Raw genomic sequence first — 20,571 nt, forward strand, 5'->3', positions numbered from 1 at the left:
GCAATGTCGGTTTCTCGGTGGCTATCGCTCGAAAGCTGGAAACGATGGCTCTGGTCTTTCATACGTTTAACATTGATCGCTGGCCTGTCCTTTGTCATTCTGTATCCGATTCTGCAAAAAATCTCGACGGCCATCAAAGACAAGGCCGATCTTTATTCACCGGTCGTCGTATGGATTCCGGAAAATTTCACAATGAGCAATTTCCTTGATGCGATCCGCATCATGGATTACTGGGAAACGCTGTTCAACACGTTTGCGCTGTCGGCGACGACGACGGTCTTGACGGCCGCTTCTTGCGCGCTGGCGGGTTACGGCTTTGCCCGTTTGAAGTTCAAAGGCAGCCAGCTTTTGTTCGCCTGTGTCGTCCTGACGATTCTCGTGCCTCCTACCACGATTCTCATCCCGATTTATTTGAATCTGAAGGATTTTACGCTGATGGGCCTGATTCCGCTCATCACCGGCAAGTCCGTCAATCTGTTGAACAGTTATTGGCCGTTCATTCTGACTTCGCTGACCGCCAATTCGCTTAAAGCCGGTTTGTACATTTTTATTTTCCGGCAATTCTTCCGCGGCATTCCGAAGGAAGTGGAGGAGGCGGCTTATATTGACGGCGCGGGCGTCGGAACCACCTTTACCCGCATCATGATGCCGAACGCGATTCCTGCCATCATTACCACGACGTTGTTCTCCTTCGTCTGGCAGTGGAACGACAGCTTCTACACGACGACGTATCTGACTTCAAGCAAAGTCATGTCCACCCAGCTGTCGTCGCTGCCGTACAACCTGTCCATTATGCTGGGCGGCGATCCGTCGAAGGCGGACCCATTTTATTTGAGCATGGTGCAGGATACCGGCATTTTGCTGGCGATCCTTCCCTTGATCGTCATCTATTTGTTCGTTCAGCGCTATTTCGTGGAAAGTATCGAGCGTACGGGTATCGTAGGTTAACATTTCAAGTTGAAGACCGCCACCCCGAATCTAGGGGTTGGCGGTTTTTGTTTGCATACGAGCAACACGTAAATAACGGGATAGGAAGTAAAAAAATGTTTATTGTGGGCCGGGGCCTTTAAAGTATAATAATACAATTAATCGATAGGAAAGGGTGTTTTCTGTTGCTGATCATCGTAAAGAACTTCTCCAAAGTCATGCTAAGCGCTTTACTGTTTGGTTCAACACTGGCGTCATGTCACCAAAGCAGCGGTATCGACCACAATCGAGGGCCGGAAACACGCGGGGAGGGCGTATACAGCGATAAGTCATTACGCGCTTATCATCCGCCGATCGAAGTCACGTTTGTGAGAGAAATCGGCGACGGCTTGGAAGATATTCTGAAGGCATTGCCTGATGAAACGCTGGAGGACAATCGTTGGAGTCAGTTGTACGAACAAGTTCTGGGCATTCAAATCAAATACAAATGGGCTGTGAGAAGCGAACAATATCACAAAAAGCTGGATATTATGCTGGCTTCAGGGGACATTCCGGATATCGTCAAGGTCAATGCCCAGCAGCTCAGGCAGCTGAGCCACGCCGGTTTGATTCAAGATCTGACGCAGGTTTACAAGGAATATGCTTCACCGTTGACACAGCAAGTTCACCGCCAAGAAGGGAGCGGTACCTTGGAATCCGGCATGATCGACGGCAAGCTGATGGGCATCCCGGAGACCGATTCCTCCATTGAAAAGGCGATGTTTCTGTGGATTCGAACGGATTGGCTGGACCGATTGGAGCTGTTGCCACCGAAAACGATGGATGACGTTCTTGCAATTTCGAAAGCGTTTACAGAGGGGGATCCTGACGGAAATGGCCAACAAGACACCTATGGGATAGCGGCTACCCAATATTTGTGGGACCCCGTCATGGGCTTAACCGGATTCATGGCCGGTTATGGAGCTTACCCGAACATATGGCTTGAAGACGAGAGCGGCAAGCTCGTATACGGAGGCATTCAGCCTGAAGTGAAACAGGCGCTCAAGGCGCTTCAGGATATGTATCGCCATCATGAAATCGACAGTGAATTCATATTTAAAAACGGAAGCAAAGCCAAACAGCTTGTTGCCGATGGGAAGGTCGGCATGGTCTATGGCGAGCAATGGGGAGCATTCTTGCTTCAGTCCAGCCGCAGCGGCGATCCGGATGCGGAGTGGCAAGCTTTTCCCATTGTTACTGACTCGGGCATAGCGCCAAAGGTTCCGCTTAAATTTACCACAAGTTCTTTTTACGCCGTAAGAAAGGATTTTGCTTACCCGGAAGCAATTCTGAAGATGTTCAATCTGCATCTTGAAAAAAATTGGGGCGAAACGGCAGAGTACGAAACTTACTACAACAATGTCATGCCTGTGTGGGGACTGTCTCCCGTGACTCCTTTCCCGGCTGATAAGAACCTCAAGGCTTACCGGCAAATCACCGAAGCGCGTCGTCAGGGCACGACGTCTCAGTTACAGGGCGAGCCCGGATTCATACAAGGGCGAATCGATCGATATTTGGATAAGAAAGAAGACGGCGAATCCGGCTGGGGTTGGGAGAAGATCTACGGGGCTTCCGGTGCGATGAGTATTCTCGACCAATACGAGGATAACCATCAGTTGTTGTTCGATGCTTTTGCCGGCGCGCCGACTGAAACGATGATTGAAAAACAAACGATTCTGGACAATCTTCAGCATGATTATTTTGTCAATATCATCCTCGGCGAATCCGTAGAACAATTCGACCGGTTCGTGGAGGAATGGGATCGGCTTGGCGGTGCTGACATTACGGCTGAAGTGAATCAGTGGCATGAGGACAAAAAAAGCCGTCCATAAAAATGTGCCGCACCCGCACGGTTGGCTTTAAAGGCCGGCAGGCGGCCGATTAACACGCATATTCACACACATCGGAGGAGTTTAATTGCTTAAGTTACCCGTGAATTCCATTCGTAATACCATTTTTATTCGACTGGTCGCTACCTATCTCTTCGTCATTTTTCCGCTTATCATTCTCGGTGTTTATCTGTATAACTGGAGTTACCAATACGCTAGCCAGGAAGTATCCAAAAATTCGCAGGCGCAGCTTTCGGCTTACCTGGACGGGTTGAACCGGGAGATCGAATGGCTGGAAATCCAGCAATACGATATTTTGCAGGATGAGGAACTGAACAAAATGGTGCTGACATGGGATATGATGAGCACGGTCGAAAGAAAAGCAAGCCTGCATTATTTGCTGCCGCGGCTGGTCTCCATCAAAAACAGCAGTGTCTACATAAAAGACGTATTCATTCATATCCGCAGCATGGATAAAACGATTTCAGCCATGACCGCGATGAATGCATTCGACTCGAGACGGTACAACCATCTGTTTGCAGGAGAGGCGAACGGCAATCAAAGACTGCTGCAGATCGACGATACTTTCCATCTTGTGGCGGCCAAATACGGAGCTAGAAAAGGGGAAGAGCCGCTTCTGATCGTTCAGATCGAACTGGATGAGAGCAAACTCAGGGAATCCCTGATGCAAATCAGCGTATATCCGGAAAGCGGGGCTTTTATCGTCTCCGAGCCGTCCGGCTTTGCCCTGGCCAGCCATGAGGAGGCGGATCGTTTAATGAAAGAGGCCGTGCAGGCCATCCAACATGCGAATCGTCAAATTCTGAATATCGGCACAGGCAGGTATTTGATCGACAAGGCGTATTCCGACAAGCTGGACCTATCCGTGTTCACGTACTTGCCCACTGAGGCGGTGAAACGGCCGTTAAGTAAATTTTATGTCTGGGCATGGCTGTTTGCAGGCACGACCCTCTTGGCGATTGCCATCTACGCAGTTTCGACGTACAAATTGGTTCATAAACCGCTGCTTCTGCTTGTCCAGAGCTTCAGAAAAATGGAGGATGGCATGTTTAATATCCGGATCAAGCACGGACAAAGGGACGAGTTCGGCTATTTGTACGATCGATTCAATCAGATGCTCATCAAGCTGCAGCATCTGATTGACCAGGATTTCAGGCACAAGCTCATGATGCAAAGGGCAGAGCTGAAACAGCTCCAATCCCAAATCAATCCCCACTTTTTATATAACAGCTTCTTCATTCTGAGCTCCCTGGCCAAAACGGGAGATGTCACGCAAATCGAGTTGTTCACGAACATGCTGGGAGAATACTTTCGATTCATTACCCGCAATGATGCGGACAACGTTCCATTGCTGGAAGAGACGAGGCATTCCCGCATTTATACCGAGATTCAAAAGCTCAGATTTTCAAGGCGCATTCGCGTAGAATTCGGCGAGCTGCCGAAGGAAATGGAGGCCATCAAGGTGCCGCGATTGATTATTCAGCCCATTATCGAAAATGCCTATGAGCACAGCCTCGAAAAGATGCAGGATGAAGGCTTGCTGCGTGTGTCGTTTCATCTGGATGACCAAGAAGCTTCCATCGTGATTGAAGAGAACGGGAACGGGCTGACGGATAACGATATCGACATGCTAAATAAGCGGCTTGAACGCACAGCCGAATCCGCCGAATCCTCTGAAGTGACGGGGCTTATCAACATCCATCGGCGAATTGCCCTGACGTACGGGGAAAGCAGCGGATTGGTCCTTTCAAGGAGTCTATTGAATGGACTGCGGGTCCAAATTCGAATCAGGCTGACGGAGGGGAATGAACATGTATAGACTGCTGGTCGTCGACGATGAAGAGATTATTACGAACAGTTTGTACGAAGTATTTCATCAGTGGATGCCCGAGAAGCTTGACGTTTGCCGGGCATACTCCGGCAAGGAAGCGCTTAATTGGATGTCGCGCACGAGAATCGACATCGTCCTGACGGACATACGCATGCCGGGCATGAGCGGATTGGAATTGACGGAGAGCATCCGGGCTCTCTGGCCAAGGTGCAGAATAATCTTTCTGACCGGTTACAGCGATTTCGATTACGCCTATCAAGCGATTCAGATGCCCAATGTCCGCTATTTGTTGAAGACGGAAGGCTTCGATAAGGTCATGGAGATCGTGAAGGAAGTCATTCATGAAATCGAGAGCGGCAATCGCATGACTGAATGGCTCATGCAGTCCCGCGTGCAGATTGAAGCGCTGGAATGGATGGAGCAGGGAGAATACTTCCGGCAATTCGTCGCGGACAGCAGCCTGCTTGGACAGGACAAGGAAGCCATGCTGAGCGATTTCCGGACCTTGAACATCGGATTGGATCCGAAGCTCCCTGTGCTGCTGGCTCTTGGCCGCGTAGCATATTCAGCAGGTAAAGCGTATGCAGAAAAGAAAAACAGCCATCGCTCGGTAAGGCTGATTTGGAATTCTTTTATGGATGAGCATGTCCGAAGCATCGGAGTCCTGGACAAACATGGGGATTTATTATGGATGCTTCAGCCGCGGTCCGAAAATCCATCCGGTGATCGTCTTGTTCTTTATTTGGAAGGGACGCTTGAACTGATCCAGGAAGCCTGCCTGGATTCTCTGGGACTTGCCGTATCGTTCACCATAAGCGGCTTCCCCTGCCGGTGGGAGGATGTAACCCCTCAATATGAAAGGCTGCGGAGACTCCAGCAGTTAAAGATGGGCGACGGCATTCCGATGATCCTGAAGGATCAAGTCAACTCTTCCCAGGCGTCTCACTGCAAGGAAGGAGTGGAGACGAGCCATAAGGCAGGCGTCTTGGAAGCCCATTTGGAGGCCGGAAGGGAGAGCGAATTCATGAGTGAATTGGAGCAATTGTCGGAATTCGTGCTGAACGGAGACGATCATCATCAGCATGCTGCACAAGCCTATTATTCTATCGCTCTCGTGCTGTATGCGAAGCTGACCCGGCTTGGGCTTCAAGACCCCACCGGTGAACGGGGGAAGCTGCTGGACTTGGAAGGTCATGATTCCATGAAGGAAGCTTTTCGGTATTTGAGGCGAACGGCCGAAGATATATTCGATTTCAAGCGCATGGATGAACGAGGCAAAACGGCGCATGTCATTGATCGGGTATGCCAGTATATCGAGGAGCATCTGGATCAGGACATCACCCTTGTGCATCTAGCCGAACGCTATTTTTTTAATCCCTCCTATCTCTCGCGTTTATTCAAGCAGGAACGGGGAATCAATCTCTCGGAATATATCGAAAAGTGCCGAATACGGAGAGCAAAGGAGCTGCTTAAGGAAGGGGATTTGAAGGTAAGGGACGTGGCGCCTCTAGTCGGATACGATGCCGCCCATTCCTTCACCCGCTTCTTCAAAAAGGCGACGGGTTTAACGCCGCAGGAATACCGGGACCATCTTGTAAAATAGGCAGGCGACCTATCATTTGCCCGGTGTTTTCAGATGGAATGTCCGGTTGTTGTCTTGCTTACCAAAAGGTACACTTTTTACGAACAATTCCGTTCATGTCGACCCGCATTGGGATTGACCAGATCGGAATGACAGGTCACCAAGTAACGATGAAGGAGGGCGTGTTCAGGGATGAAGCCCGGAAAGCCGTTACTGGTCATATCTACCGTATTAGCTTTCGTTTGCATAATCGTTGTTTTTGCAAACCTAGCGAGTCGTGGCCAAGACGATTCAAAAATGTTTAACCAGGAGCTGAGTGACAAGATGAGTGATGAAATCAAAGCCGGCAAAACAGGAACTGAAATGATGGGCCAGGGAAGCAGCGGCAATGTTGCGAGCCGGGATGCGGACAGCACCCGCGGGGAGGCTGCGGCCGCAATCGGCAAGATTCCGCCGAACGGGAATCCGGTCGTCTCCCATAAATTCGGCGCGGATCCCTATGCGCTGGCAGTTGACGGACGTGTTTATTTATATAACACGTACGACGCATTGGAGTATGACGGTGACGGGGATGTCAAGGACAACAGCTACAGCACGATCAACAAGCTGTCCGTCATCTCTTCCTCGGACCTGGTCAACTGGACCGATCACGGAGCAATCCAGGTCGCAGGACCGACCGGCGCTGCCACATGGGCAACGCAATCGTGGGCGCCTGCAGCCGCGCACAAGGTGATTGACGGCGAGGACCGCTTCTTCTTGTATTTTGCCAACAATGCCAGCGGCATCGGCGTGCTGACGAGCGACAGCCCTGTTGGCCCGTGGACGGATCCGATCGGAAAGCCGCTGATCACCAGAAACACGCCGGGCGTGGAAGGTGTCACGTGGCTGTTTGACCCCGCCGTGCTCGTTGACGACGACGGGAAAGCTTATATCTACTTTGGCGGCGGCATTCCGGAAGGCGAAGCCGAAATGCCGAATACGGCTCGCGTCATGCAGCTTGGCGACGATATGATCAGCGTGCTTGGCGAAGCCGTCACGATTCCGGCTCCTTATATGTTCGAGGATTCAGGAATTAACAAATTTGACGGAAAGTATTACTATACGTACTGCTCCAATTTCTCGGAAGGAACGCGGCCGGAGAACAGTCCGCCTCCCGGCGAAATCGCCTATATGGTCAGTGAGCATCCGATGGGCCCATGGACGTATCAAGGGACCATTTTGAAAAATCCCGGGCATTTCTTCGGGGTCGGAGGGAATAATCATCACGCCATCTTTCAGTTCCAACAGAACTGGTATATTGCCTATCACGCCCAAACGTTGTCAAAATCCATGGGAGTTCCGAAAGGCTATCGCTCAACCCATCTGAACCGCGTTTATTTCGAGACGGACGGTAGCATCCGGGAGATAGACGCTGACATGGAAGGCGTGAAGGGGGTCCAGCCGCACAATCCCTTCCAGCGAACGGAGGCAGTAACGATGGCATGGAATGCCGGAATTCAAGTCAATCCGTCTACTGCTGCTGAAGACTCGCAGGACAGCCCGATATTGGCGGTCACGGACATCCACGACCGGGATTGGATCGCAGTGACCAATGTTGATTTCGGAAAAGGAGCATCCGCGTTTACGGCTTGGGTCTCGGGAGTGGAAGGAGGAGGAAGCCTGGAGCTTCGGCTGGATCATCCGGAAGGAGAACGGATCGGCACAGTGAACGTACCGCCAGCATCCGGTGCGAAGCAGCGTCAGGAAATATCCATTGAAGTTTCAGGCGCATCCGGCATCCATCATCTTTACTTCGTATTTACCGGAAAGCAGGATCAGAAGTTATTTGATTTCGAAGCATGGCAATTTGAGTTGTGATTGCATATATACATCCCGTCCATTCATAACGTGACGATGGCAAGCTAAAAAGGCGCTCGCGTGTCAAGCAGCGCCTTTTTAGGTGCTTCAGGTAAAAATGTACGTACAAGTTAGTGCTGGCCAGAGGCAACGGGAACCGTACGGGATCCATGCAATTTTCTATACATGTTAGCGCTTACGCCGGCATAAGTCTTGAATTTTTTATAGAACCAATCCATATCGTTGTATCCCACCGCGTCAGCGATTTCGTATATCTTCATGTCGGTATGCGTCAGCAAGAATTTCGCTTTCTCCATTCGCTGCTGCAGCAGATATTCGTTAAACGTCATTTTCTCGTGGAACTTGAACTTCTGCACCAAGTAGGAATAGTTGAAATGCATCCGCTCGGCAATTTCTTTTAAGGTGATGTTTTGGTACATCGAATCCTTCAAGTATTCCTTGACCTCTTGAATGACCTGATCCTCCTTTTCCGCATGGACATGGGACAATCTATTTTCCGGATGCCCGTCACCGGAATGGGTTGCCGGCGAGATCATCCGCAAGCAAGTGTTGAGCTCTTCGACCGTGAACGGTGCAGGCAGATAATCATGAACTTGCAGCTGCAAGGCTTTCCGGGTCCAATAAAAATCCGTGCTGCCTCCGGTAACAATGATGGGAACCTGGCTTACGCACCGGATGTTTGCGCATAACTCCATACCTTCGGAATCTGAACCGAGCGCATGGATAATCACCAAGGTGTAAGGCTCCAAAGCAATGAATTGCATGGCGGACGAGGAGGACCTGACGCAGCGGAGCCGCGAGCATCTCAACGCATTCCAATCCGGCCGGATTCCCGGTGTTGCTTCATCATGGGATTCCAGATCAACAAACAGAACATCGTGCACAAAAGCTTCCCCCCAACTTCGTTGTAATAACGCTTTCATACGGTTTGATAACATTATGGGGAACGGAAACCCGAATCACAATGTGCCGATTTTTATATTTCTAACCGATATTTACTTCTTACATAAATATAAGGGGCCTGTGTACGCGGAAGAAACATTGGCAACCCGAGATTGGACGGGTGAACGATCCCAAATTTGGCAGGTTGTTTCAATAAAATGTAAGCGCTAATATGGAGTTATGATTTATTCGGGCCGGGTCCCATAGCGGGATCCCTATCACTTGCTCGAAGTGGAAAGGAGGTCATGCTTTGCTTCGAATGCCTAAACGCGGCCGATGGGCGGCCACGGCAGTGGCAGCTGCGGTAGCAGCGTCCGTCGTTGTCCTGTTAATCCTGCCCCAAATGGGCAGCCGTGACAAGCCCCCCGCCGAAAGTCAGGCCCCAGGAAAACCGGGGGAAGGAGCAGCGGAGCTAACAGGGGATTCCGATGCGTCGAACGGAAAACCGAATGCCGAACCCCCTGCCGGCACTAATCAAACGGCGTCAACTGAGTCGAAGACACAACAGTCCTTAGCGCAAGATATTCCCTCGCTGCATGAACTTTTTGAGGAGGATTTTCCGATCGGCGCCGCGATCGAACCGAACCAGACGAGCGGTCCTTCATCGGAATTGCTGAAGAAGCATGTCCGCTGGCTGGTGGCGGAGAACGTCATGAAGCCGGATGCGATCCAGCCGTCGGAAGGCCAATTTATATGGACAAATGCCGACCGGATCGTGGAATTTGCCAAGGAGAACAACATGCAGGTCCGTTTCCATACGCTGGTCTGGCATACCCAAGTCGGGGCATGGTTTTTCCAAGATGCGGAAGGCAAGCCGATGGTGGATGAGACAGATCCCAAGCGACAGGAAGCGAACAAAAAATTGCTGCTTGAACGCCTGGATACCCACGTAAGGACGATCGTCGGCCGATATAAGGACGACATTACGTCTTGGGACGTAGTGAATGAAGTCATTGAACCGGGGGATCCGGACGGAATGCGCGCGAGCGAATGGTATAAAATAGCCGGTACCGATTACATCGCAACGGCATTCCGAGCGGCTCGGGAAGCCGGAGGACCCGAAGCAAAGCTATATATTAACGATTACGGCACGGATAACCCTCTGAAAAGGGACCTTTTGTTTCAGCTGGTGAAAGATTTGCTGGAGCAAGGTGTTCCGATCGACGGGGTCGGACATCAGACGCATATTGACATTTATGGCCCATCGGTGGATTCCATCATCACCTCGATGCGAAAATTCGCGGAGCTGGGCCTCGACAATCTTGTCACCGAGCTCGATATGAGCATTTATGCGTGGAATGACCGCAGTGATTACGGCCAAGTTCCGCATGAAATCCTGAACCTGCAAGCCGATCGGTATGGCGAGTTGTTCAAGGCATTCCGTCAAAACAAGGACATCCTCAGCGGCGTCGTTTTTTGGGGCATCGCCGACGACCATACCTGGCTTCATGGTTTTCCGGTCGCACGAACCAATGCGCCTTTGCTGTTCGACCGACAGCATCAGCCCAAACCGGCGTTTTGGGCTGTTGTTAAGGCGGCAAGATCTGAGTTGTAGACCGAAGTTTTCGGATTGCCGGGCTAACGAGAATGAATGCGCATACCTTACTGCCGCTCACTAAAAAAACGTTGATAAGGAGAAAGCAGAGTGATGAGAAGAAGCATGAAAAGGCTGCCCAAGCTCCATGAAGCTTACGGCAATAGTTTCAAGATCGGCGCTGCCGTGAATCCAATTACGATGGTGACCCAAAAGGAATTGTTGGCACACCACTTCAACAGCGTTACGGCAGAAAATGAAATGAAGTTCGAGCGATTGCACCCATCGGAAGAGGTGTATACATTTGAGCAAGCCGACCAGATCATATCGTTTGCCAAATCGAACGGAATGTCGGTGAGAGGACATACCCTCGTATGGCATAATCAGACGCCGGAATGGGTGTTTCAAGACAGTTCCGGCCGGACAGCCGGCCGCGAGCTGCTGCTCGCTCGTATGAAATCGCACATCGATGAGGTCGTCGGCCGTTATCGCGGAGATATCTATGCTTGGGATGTCGTAAACGAAGCCATTGCCGACAGTGGAAGCGATCTGCTTCGTTCCTCCCCGTGGCTTGCGTCGATCGGGGAGGATTTTATCGCCAAGGCTTTCGAATATGCGCACGAAGCAGACCCGCAAGCGCTGCTGTTTTATAACGATTACAACGAATCGGTGCCCGAGAAGCGGGAGAAGATTTACACGCTCCTTAAATCGTTAAAGGAGCAGGATGTGCCGATTCACGGCGTCGGGCTTCAGGCCCACTGGAATTTGGATTTTCCATCGCTTGACGATATCCGCAGGGCAATCGAAAGATATGCAAGCCTTGGCATGATGCTGCATATCACGGAGCTTGACGTATCCGTATTCGCGCATGAGGATAAGCGGACCAATCTGGCGGCGCCGACGGAAGAAATGCTTGAGCGCCAGGCGGTGCGTTACGGTCAATTGTTCCGTCTGCTTAAAGAGTACAGCGGCAGCGTCACTTCCGTGACCTTCTGGGGAGCGGCGGACGATTATACCTGGCTGGATCAATTTCCGGTAAGGGGCCGCAAAAATTGGCCGTTCGTCTTCGACGAGAACCATCTTCCGAAGGAATCCTATTGGAACCTGTTGAAGGAAGCCAATCCCGAAAGAACATTCCAAGAGATACGTTCGTAAGTCGTATTTCGGTTGTCGCCATAGTTTGAAAGGGGAATCCATCAGATGAACAAGACGCATGTCACGAATCCGATCATTTGGGCGGACGTGCCGGATGTGGATGCCATCCGTGTAGGGAACGCCTATTATATGGTCAGTACGAGCATGCATTCGATGCCGGGCTGCCCGATCATGAGGTCCGAGGATCTGATGCATTGGGAAGTCGTTAGTTACGTATACGATACGTTCGAAGACAACGAGGCCCATCGTTTGGAAGGCGGCAAGAATATCTACGGGCAAGGCTCTTGGGCGGCAAGCCTGCGCCATCACCGGGGGACATTCTATGTTTGCTTCTCCAGCAACGATACCAGGAAATTTTACGTGTACCGCACAGATAATATCGTTCAGGGGCCGTGGCAGCGTTCCGTCATCGATGGACTACGGCATGATCCGGGCCTGCTTTTTGATGATGACCGGGTGTTCGTGATCTACGGCAACGGGGATATTTACATTACCGAGCTGACTGCCGATGCAGCGGCCCTTAAGTCGGACGGAATTCATCAGCGGCTCTTTGAAACGGAAACGGAGGGCATCGGATTGCGCTGCGAAGGCTGCCATGCCTACCGCATCAACGGTTACTATTATTTGTTGTTCATCGAATGGCCGAAGGCAGGTTTCGGCAGCGGCCGGCGCAGACAAATCTGTTACCGGTCACGGGAACTGCTCGGCCCTTATGAACGAAGAATCGTATTGGATGATGATCTCGGCTACCATAACAAGGGAATCGCCCAAGGCGGGATGTTTGATACGCCGGATGGCAAGTGGTACGCGATGCTGTTCCAGGATCATGATGCCGTCGGCAGAATCCCTTGCCTGGTCCCGGTAGCCTGGGAGGAGGATTGGCCCGTGTTCGGCATCGAAGGCAAGGTGCCGGAACGGTTTGAGGTCGACTTGCCGCAAGCCGTTGTGAAGCCGCTCGTGATCAGCGATGATTTCGAATACGAATCGAATAAGCTGGCTCTGAATTGGCAATGGAACCACAACCCGGATCATCGGTTATGGTCCGTGACCGAACGTCCCGGTTACCTAAGGCTGACAACAGGAAGCCTGGCACCGGCGGGCGTGCTACAGGCCCGGAATACGCTGACGCAGCGCACGGAAGGGCCGGCATGCACGGGGACTATTTTATTGGACACGGAGCATATGAAGCCCGGCGATCATGCAGGGCTTGTTGCCCTGCAAAGCCATTTCGGCACCGTCGGCGTCAAGGTCGCGGAGAACGGCGACAAGTTCATAGCGATGAGCGTGAACGATGGGAGCGGCAGGGAGAAGGTGCTGGAAACGGTTCGGTATCGCGGCAGGGAAGTGCATTTGAGAATTGATTTTGATTTTGAGAACAGCAAAGATGTGGCCTCCTTTCATTATTCTGTCGATGGGGCCGAATGGATGCCGATCGGCGGTGAGCTGAACATGCGGTATACCTTGGATCACTTTATGGGTTATCGCATCGGGCTTTATTATTATGCGACCAGGCAAACCGGCGGCCATGCCGACTTCGATTATTTTCGTTACGAAAAAGCCGAGCGTTAGAGCGCGTAACCGAAGTGAAGAGGAGTTGATCGATGTATGAAAAAAACAGGATGGACGTTTAAGCTGCTATTGGCCGTGCTGCTCCTGCTGCCGGCAATGCTGGAGCTCCATAATGGCGCGGCTGACGCATGGTCGGGCATGCCGATGTCCAAGCTTCGCGTCAGCGGCAATCAGCTGGTAAACAGCGAGGGGCAGCCCGTTGTCCTCAGCGGGTGGCACCAGCCCGGGGGCTCGTACTGGACGTATCAAGGAAGCGATTACTACCTGAACCGGAGCGGTGGGAATCGCCATGCTGCCATTTTGGCGTATTTAAAGGATATTACCGACACATTTTCCGATACCTCTCCGAAGTACGGCAACAGTCACGGCTGGTATATGAACCAGGTAAGGCTCTTTATCGACCGTGAAGACATGGGCGACGTGGCGGCCGGAACGTATAATTTTGCCGGTCTCCAGTCCTTTACGCAGAACGTCGTGGTGCCTTATATCCAGTATGCAAAGACCAAGGGAATCTACGTTACGCTAGGCCTCGACTTCACGCTCCAAGATAATCAGGCAACGACGCAAGCTAATCTCGAGAAATTTAATCAAATCTGGGGATATCTTGCGGCACAGCCTGCGATCAAAAGCGCGGACAACGTCATGTTCGAGATCATCAATGAACCGGTGCTGTCTTATGCGAACGGTCGCTGGGGAGGACACCCGTCCGATTCCGAATTTCCGGCGTTTTGGGACTCGCTGCGCAATTTTCAAAATTCCATCATTTCCACGATCCGCAGTCAAGGGGCAGATAACGTGATATGGGCCGCAGGCCTTGGATGGGATCAATATTATCAGTTATGCGCCACGCGTCCGCTAACCGATCCGCTGAACAATATCGGATATGCCGTGCATTGGTACCCGGGCTACGGAGCAAAGGATAACGGCTCGATACTCCAGCAGCAATGGGATACCAACATTAAGCCCTGCGCGGACAACTATCCGATCAATATTACGGAAACGACCTGGTTCAAACGGCTGCCGGGAGACTCGGAGTACTGGGAGCTGTTCAACGGCTCGAATGAAGGCTTCGGCAAAAACACCAAGGCCATATTTTCGGCAGCCGGGAACGTCAGCATCGCGGTCCACATGAACGGTTTTCTTCTGCAGCCGGGGGCAAGAAGCACGTTTGCCGATCCGACGGCAGGGCTGCTCTTCGACGGCGATCCGGCACGGGACGGCATGGCCCGCTTCATCTTCGAATGGTATTACGAACGTGCGCAGCTTCATCCATGGAACGGCATATGGAACGGTATTTTATCGGGAGAAACCTATAAAATCGTGAACCGTGCCTCAGGGAAGGTGATCGACGTCCCGGGCGGACAAAACAGCAATTCGCTGCAGCTGCAGCAATGGCCGGACAATAACGCCACGGCGCAGCGATGGGTTGCGGACGATATGGGAGCATACAACAATGTATACCGGCTTCGCAGCGTCAGTTCGAGCGACGGCAAGGTGATGGATGTTAGAAACGGTTCCACAAACAACGGGGAAGCAATACAGCTCATGCAGGATTATGGGAATCAAGCTCAGCGATTCCGCCTGATCAAGCTAAGCAACGGATACTGGAGCATCCTTAACGCGAACAGCAATAAAGCCGTCGAAGTGGCGGGTGGTTCGTCCGCGGACGGAGCGAAGCTCCAGCAGAATCCTTATCGAGGGGATTTGCATCAGCAATGGCAGTTGATCAGCGTAAATTGACGCTGCTGTACAGGTGGAGAGCGGCAAGGTGTGGAGGATGATGAACGATGGCAGGCCATTTCACGCCAGCGGGAAATGAAACGGAAGGTCCAGTGGCGCCGCAGGATCCTGCAGTCAAACGCCGCGGACTGTACATCCTGTATGAGACGATCATCGAAGCGACGACTCGTCCCGATGGGAAGTACACGCAAGAGATATACTTGGACGGGAGTCAACTCGTCGATAAAGCCCGATTTACCGGGGGGGTGACGGATGAAGGCATTCTTGAGCTGCTAAAGAGCAGCAGGGGTCTTCGCCGGCTGGTGGACTGTATCGGAATATCCGTTCATGCGCATGAACGGGACGTATCGAGCGTTCTGTTCACATTTTGGAAATGGGGAAATGCGAATCCACCATACGGAGCGGGATCCCGGCAGAGTATAACCTGTCCAGCCAACGGCACGGAAACGCTCCTGGCTCTGAATGAGGACGAAGATCGATATCCGGATGACGATGTTCCAGGCAAATTCGTCTTCGAGTTTGAGCGAGGGGGCGTGTTGGCAACGGTCAGCATCGTATTCTATCTGCGTGACGGTTACCAAGTCCCAGAGGCTGAAGTCGACCCCCCGGTCGATGTGGAATCACAAGCATATCAAGACATGATTAAGAAATCGCTCATAAACCCGGGTCATAACAAACGATTAAAGGCGGCAATCGAAAAAGCGAAGCGGGGCGAGCCCGTAACCATCGCCTACATCGGCGGTTCCATTACCCAAGGGGCCGGCGCTGTCCCCATCCATTCCCAATGCTACGCATACCAATCCTATGACCTGTTCAAGCGAAGGTTTGCACCCGCCGGCGACAGCCCGATTCGTCTTGTCAAAGCTGGCGTAGGCGGCACGCCGTCTGAGCTCGGCATCGTCCGCTATGACCGGGATGTGCTTCGAGAAGGGGAGGTACGGCCGGATATCGTGATCGTTGAGTTTGCCGTCAACGACGCCGGCGACGAAACGAAAGGAAATTGTTACGAGAGCCTGGTGCTCAAGGCTCTTTGCGCCGATCACAAACCCGCGGTGATTTTGCTGTTCAGCGTATTCGTGAACGACTGGAATCTTCAAGACCGTCTGGCCCCGGTCGGTTGGCATTACAATCTTCCGATGGTCAGCGTGAAGGATGCGGTCACGGAGCAGTTCCGATGGACCAAGGAGCAAGGGAACGTGATTAAGAAAAGACAGTTTTTCTACGACATTTATCATCCAACCAATGCTGGCCATCGGGTGATGGCCGATTGTTTGGACTGGTTATTCGAAGTAACCGATCGTTCCTCCCTCGACGAGGAGGACCTGACGGGTGAACAGCCTCCGCTGATCGGAAATGACTTCTCCGGAACGCAGCTGCTCGATCGCAGGAATGGCGATCTCATCGCCCGCATTGATCCCGGCGGTTTTTCGGACACCGACACGGATCTTCAAATGGCGGAGCTGGACGATCATGCATACGGGACGCCGCAATTTCCGCACAACTGGATGCACACGGCCGATTCCGGCGAGCACAGCTTTAAGATGACTATCCGGAGCAAGCGTCTTATCCTTGTTTATAAAGATTCGGGAAGCCGGGCATTCGGGACCGCGAAGATATGGGTAGACGGGAAGCTGAAGAAGACCGCCGATCCGCATGAAGTCAATTGGACGCACTGCAGCGCTGTGATTTTGTACAATGAGTCGAAGTCAGGAGAACATGCGGTAGAGATCCAGATGGCGGAAGGCCACGAGGATAAGCGATTTACGATTCTGGGCTTCGGTTACGTCCCATAAGATTGCATTAAATCGCTTCACGTTCCGAGGGTAAGCTTGATTGGACATCAAGCGGCGCTCAATCAAAAAGATGAAGGGGAGAGGAAGATGAAGGAGACGGCACCGGCTGGATACGACGTTCCGCGGGAGATCGCCAGGGGGAAAATCGAAACGGTGGAATATGCATCCGAAACGGTAGGCAATGATCGAAAGGCGATGATTTACACGCCTCCGGGATATGCGGAAGACAACGTGTACAACGTTCTTTATTTGCTGCATGGCATCGGAGGTGATGAATCGGAATGGCACCGTCATGGCGATCCGCAGACGATTCTAGATAATCTATATGCGGACGGGAAACTCGCGCCCATGGTCGTCGTGTTTCCAAATGGCCGTGCGATGCCGAATGATCGGGCGGAAGGGGACCTGTTTGCTCCGGACAAAATAAAAGCGTTCGAGACGTTCGAAATCGATCTGCTAAGCGATCTGATTCCCTTTATCGAGTCGCGATACTCGGTATCGACAGGCCGGGAAAACCGTGCGATTGCGGGGCTGTCCATGGGCGGGGGGCAATCCCTGAATATCGGCTTGAAGCATCTTGACCGCTTCGCATGGATTGGCGCTTTTTCCCCGGCTCCGAATACGAAATCTCCGGAGCAGCTCGTCCCGAATCCGGAAGAAACGTCGGCACGGCTCAAATTGCTGTGGCTGTCATGCGGCGACGAGGACAATCTGAAGCAGATAAGCGACCGGACGCACGCGTATTTGTCGGAGCATCGGGTTCCTCACGTTTGGTATGAGGAAAGCGGAGGACACGATTGGCCCGTATGGAAGAACGATTTGTATCATTTTTCCCAGCTTCTTTTTAAAGATAACTGATGTTGAAGGAAGCCTTGCGCCATGTTGGCCGGGCTTTTTACTTTCAGCCAAAAACGAAAGGGTAAAATCATGACGTTATTGCCGAAGGACATTGTGTCCATTTTGGACCAAAACGGTATAAAAGCTGCTGATCTCCTGCACGGGATGGAGTGTGACCGGCTGCCGGACGGCGGTTTTTCAGAAAGCTATCTCGTATTGTCCCGAAAACACCTCCACATCTTTCGCGGCAGCGGCGTTACGAAGGAGAAGACGTTTTCGGGTTATGCAGCCGGCCGGCGCAAAGCTGCCGGCAAGCCGGAGCAAGAGGGTTCCGGCGATTGGGCTTGGGAACGCATTCCCCTCGAACGGCTCGAAGCCGTGACCATCGTTAATCTGGTCGCTTCCGGCATGGTCGTTGCCAAGGAGAAGGAGGAGCGAGTGATCGGTGTATTCACAAGCGGCCATATGAATCAGGCCGTCCGGTTTGCGCAAGCCTTCGATAAATTGAAGAACAACGAGCCGTTTGAAGCCTTCGAAATTGACGGAAAATCGGGCGGGGCCTCATGCCCGACATGCGGATTGATGTACCCCGAAGAAGGCAGGCCATTCTGTCCGAAATGCATGAAGAGGCATGCGGTATTCGCACGTTTGCTGTCATTTGCGGGCAAGTATAGGCTGTCCATCTTTTTTATCGTGTTGTTTATGCTGCTGAACTCGGCGACCGGTCTTGTCATTCCTTATTTCCAGGGCACCGTGCTGTTTGACCAGGCGCTTGCCGGCAATGGCGCTTTTGCGGGGCGGATCGGTCTGGTCATCGTGATCATCCTCGCATTCCGAACGCTGTCGCTGTTGTTCGGCATCTTGTTCGGCACCATCATCGCAAAGCTGGCGGCAAAGGTTGCCTTCGATTTGAAAGCGGCGGTATTTACCTCGTTGCAGCGGTTGTCGCTCGATTTTTTTATGCGGAGGCAGACCGGCCATCTTATGACCCGCGTGAACAACGATGCACAGGAATTGCAATATTTTTTTGTTGACGGGCTTTCTTACTTCATCGTGAATGCGATGAACATCATCGGCATCATTGCCGTGCTCCTATGGATGGATTGGCGGCTTACGCTGATCTGCCTGCTGCCGATGCCGCTGGTCTTCTGGCTTGTCCGGACTGCGTTCCCGAAGCTATGGCGTTTGTCATGGCGGAGGCACCGCAAGGTAAGCGCTCTGAATTCGATCATCAGCGATTCGGTTCGCGGCTCGCGGGTCGTCAAGGCATTCGGTAAAGAACAGATGGAGATCAGCCGCTTTCAGCAGGCAAACGATGCATTCTCCGGGGCCGAGCAGCGCTTTAATAAATGGAGCGGAACCGTGTTTCCGATTCTCAATTTTCTAACGCAGGCGGGCGGAATATTGATCTGGGCGTTCGGCGGCTGGTACGTGATGCAAGGCCGGATGTCTTTTGGCTCCGTGCTTACGTTCGTCAACTATATGATGATGCTGTACGGGCCGATTCAGTTCATGAATAATATTATCGGCTGGTGGTCCAATTGCATGGCGGCTGCGCAGCGTATCTTCGAGATCCAGGACGCCGTACCTAGCGTAGCAGAGCGTCCCGGAGCCGTTTCATTAGTGACAATGAAAGGCGACATCGAGATCGACAACGTTTCGTTCGGCTATGAGCCGAACAAACCGATTTTGAAGCAGGTGTCCCTGCGCGCGAGACCCGGGCAAATGATCGGCGTCGTCGGCCATTCAGGAGCGGGGAAGTCGACGCTGGTCAATCTCGTGTCACGATTGTACGACGTAACCGAGGGAGAGATCCGGATCGACGGCGTCAATGTCAAGGAGCTTTCGATTGCTTCACTGCGTCGTCATATCGGCATCGTCTCTCAGGATATCTATATTTTTACTGGCAGCATCGCAGAAAATATCGCGTACGCCGATCCCGATTGCCGGATGGAAGACATTCTGCATGCGGCCAAAATCGCGAACGCGCACGATTTCATTCAAAAGCTGCCGGACGGATACGATACGGAGATCGGCTCCGGCGGCTACAGCTTGTCCGGCGGGGAGAAGCAGCGGCTGTCGATCGCGCGGGCCGTGCTGCACAACCCGAAGGTGCTCATTCTCGACGAGGCAACCGCTTCGCTCGATACCGAGACGGAGCTGCAAATCCAGAAGGCGCTTGATTCGCTCGTCAAAGGACGGACCACGATCGCGATCGCCCACCGGCTGTCCACGCTAAGGCAAGCCGATTATCTGGTCGTGATGGACAAGGGCACCGTCGTTGAAGCGGGCACGCATGACCAGCTGATGGCGAATGAGGGCGTCTACCGGGAGCTCGTTCGCAAACATGATGAAGCGCTTAAAATGAAAGGGGAAATCATCGCATGAGGATGGAAGAGCACCAGGGAATGGAGCTGGCGGATGCCGCGGGCATCCGTTATTTGACACCGAGCAATTCGGAATTTGCGGAGACGACGGGCCATCTGCTGTCCGTCTGGACCAAAGGCGAGGTGCACTCGCCGGTTTACGTTCATTGCTCCTTCCCGCATACGAACCAGCGCTCTTTCTTGTCGATTCGAACGGCGGACAACAAGGAGATCGGTTTGATCCGCTATCTTGAAGATTTTCCGCAAAGCACGGCTTCTATCATTGAAAGGCAGCTGAAGATCCGTTATTTTACGCCGGAAATTACCAAGGTGATTGCCGTAAGCGAGGAGTTCGGCTATTCCTATTGGGAAGTTGAAACGACTGCCGGACGGTGCCGGTTCACGGTGCGGAACGGCAGCGGCAGCGTCAAGTTTGCAGCGGAGAACCGCCTGCTGATCATCGATGTCGACGGTAACCGGTTCGTCATCCCGCACGTGGATCAGCTTAGCGACAAGGAATACCGCATGATCGAAACGAGATTGTAGACG

At 52.4% G+C, this 20,571-nt stretch carries 14 protein-coding genes; 13 read left to right on the forward strand and 1 reads right to left on the reverse strand.

All coding sequences use genetic code 11. The annotated features are described in order from the left end of the window. Nucleotides 1-3: 3 nt before the first annotated feature. The 5 genes from BBD41_RS27165 (at nucleotide 4) to BBD41_RS27185 (ending at nucleotide 8,086) form a co-directional block, all read left to right on the forward strand. Nucleotides 4-948 carry a carbohydrate ABC transporter permease gene (locus tag BBD41_RS27165; RefSeq protein ID WP_077566732.1) on the forward strand — a complete coding sequence of 315 codons (945 nt, stop codon included), beginning with the start codon at nucleotides 4-6 and terminating at the stop codon, nucleotides 946-948. A gap of 164 nt (nucleotides 949-1,112) precedes the next feature. After that, nucleotides 1,113-2,798, forward strand: a complete 1,686-nt coding sequence (locus BBD41_RS27170) for an extracellular solute-binding protein (protein WP_099479754.1) — start codon at nucleotides 1,113-1,115, stop codon at nucleotides 2,796-2,798. Between the two features lie 85 nt (nucleotides 2,799-2,883). Further along, complete coding sequence (locus BBD41_RS27175; protein WP_099479756.1) at nucleotides 2,884-4,635, forward strand: sensor histidine kinase; 1,752 nt, start codon at nucleotides 2,884-2,886, stop codon at nucleotides 4,633-4,635. Further along, nucleotides 4,628-6,250 carry a response regulator gene (locus tag BBD41_RS27180; RefSeq protein WP_099479758.1) on the forward strand — a complete coding sequence of 541 codons (1,623 nt, stop codon included), beginning with the start codon at nucleotides 4,628-4,630 and terminating at the stop codon, nucleotides 6,248-6,250. The genes BBD41_RS27175 and BBD41_RS27180 overlap by 8 nt, the downstream gene beginning before the upstream one ends. 171 nt (nucleotides 6,251-6,421) lie before the next feature. Beyond that, complete coding sequence (locus tag BBD41_RS27185) at nucleotides 6,422-8,086, forward strand: glycoside hydrolase family 43 protein (protein WP_099479760.1); 1,665 nt, start codon at nucleotides 6,422-6,424, stop codon at nucleotides 8,084-8,086. A gap of 110 nt (nucleotides 8,087-8,196) precedes the next feature. Here BBD41_RS27185 and BBD41_RS27190 read toward each other — a convergent pair whose 3' ends face one another. Beyond that, nucleotides 8,197-8,970 (reverse strand): helix-turn-helix domain-containing protein, encoded by a 774-nt coding sequence (locus BBD41_RS27190; protein ID WP_099479762.1) that lies wholly within the window; start codon nucleotides 8,968-8,970, stop codon nucleotides 8,197-8,199. Nucleotides 8,971-9,278: 308 nt separating this feature from the next. On the opposite strand from BBD41_RS27190, the gene BBD41_RS27195 reads away from it, so the two are divergent. The 8 genes from BBD41_RS27195 (at nucleotide 9,279) to BBD41_RS27230 (ending at nucleotide 20,568) form a co-directional block, all read left to right on the forward strand. Continuing rightward, nucleotides 9,279-10,583, forward strand: a complete 1,305-nt coding sequence (locus tag BBD41_RS27195) for an endo-1,4-beta-xylanase (RefSeq protein ID WP_099479764.1) — start codon at nucleotides 9,279-9,281, stop codon at nucleotides 10,581-10,583. A gap of 93 nt (nucleotides 10,584-10,676) precedes the next feature. Beyond that, nucleotides 10,677-11,717, forward strand: coding sequence for an endo-1,4-beta-xylanase (locus BBD41_RS27200; RefSeq protein ID WP_099479766.1), 1,041 nt, complete (start codon nucleotides 10,677-10,679; stop codon nucleotides 11,715-11,717). A gap of 45 nt (nucleotides 11,718-11,762) precedes the next feature. Further along, nucleotides 11,763-13,286 (forward strand): glycoside hydrolase family 43 protein, encoded by a 1,524-nt coding sequence (locus tag BBD41_RS27205; protein ID WP_099479769.1) that lies wholly within the window; start codon nucleotides 11,763-11,765, stop codon nucleotides 13,284-13,286. A gap of 36 nt (nucleotides 13,287-13,322) precedes the next feature. Beyond that, nucleotides 13,323-15,026, forward strand: coding sequence for an RICIN domain-containing protein (locus BBD41_RS27210; RefSeq protein WP_099479771.1), 1,704 nt, complete (start codon nucleotides 13,323-13,325; stop codon nucleotides 15,024-15,026). Between the two features lie 47 nt (nucleotides 15,027-15,073). Then, nucleotides 15,074-16,819, forward strand: coding sequence for an SGNH/GDSL hydrolase family protein (locus BBD41_RS27215; protein ID WP_099479773.1), 1,746 nt, complete (start codon nucleotides 15,074-15,076; stop codon nucleotides 16,817-16,819). Nucleotides 16,820-16,906: 87 nt separating this feature from the next. Continuing rightward, nucleotides 16,907-17,677: an alpha/beta hydrolase gene (locus BBD41_RS27220; protein WP_099479775.1), complete on the forward strand. Its 771-nt coding sequence runs from the start codon at nucleotides 16,907-16,909 to the stop codon at nucleotides 17,675-17,677. A 69-nt stretch (nucleotides 17,678-17,746) separates the two neighbouring features. Beyond that, nucleotides 17,747-20,044 carry an ABC transporter ATP-binding protein gene (locus tag BBD41_RS27225; protein ID WP_099480822.1) on the forward strand — a complete coding sequence of 766 codons (2,298 nt, stop codon included), beginning with the start codon at nucleotides 17,747-17,749 and terminating at the stop codon, nucleotides 20,042-20,044. Next, the gene (locus tag BBD41_RS27230) at nucleotides 20,041-20,568 is read left to right on the forward strand and encodes a DUF1854 domain-containing protein (protein WP_099479777.1); all 528 of its coding nucleotides are present in this window, start codon (nucleotides 20,041-20,043) and stop codon (nucleotides 20,566-20,568) included. The genes BBD41_RS27225 and BBD41_RS27230 overlap by 4 nt, the downstream gene beginning before the upstream one ends. The last annotated feature ends 3 nt before the right edge of the window (nucleotides 20,569-20,571 follow it).

The sequence above is a fragment of the Paenibacillus ihbetae genome, from assembly GCF_002741055.1.
Taxonomy (GTDB): domain Bacteria; phylum Bacillota; class Bacilli; order Paenibacillales; family Paenibacillaceae; genus Paenibacillus_AQ; species Paenibacillus_AQ ihbetae.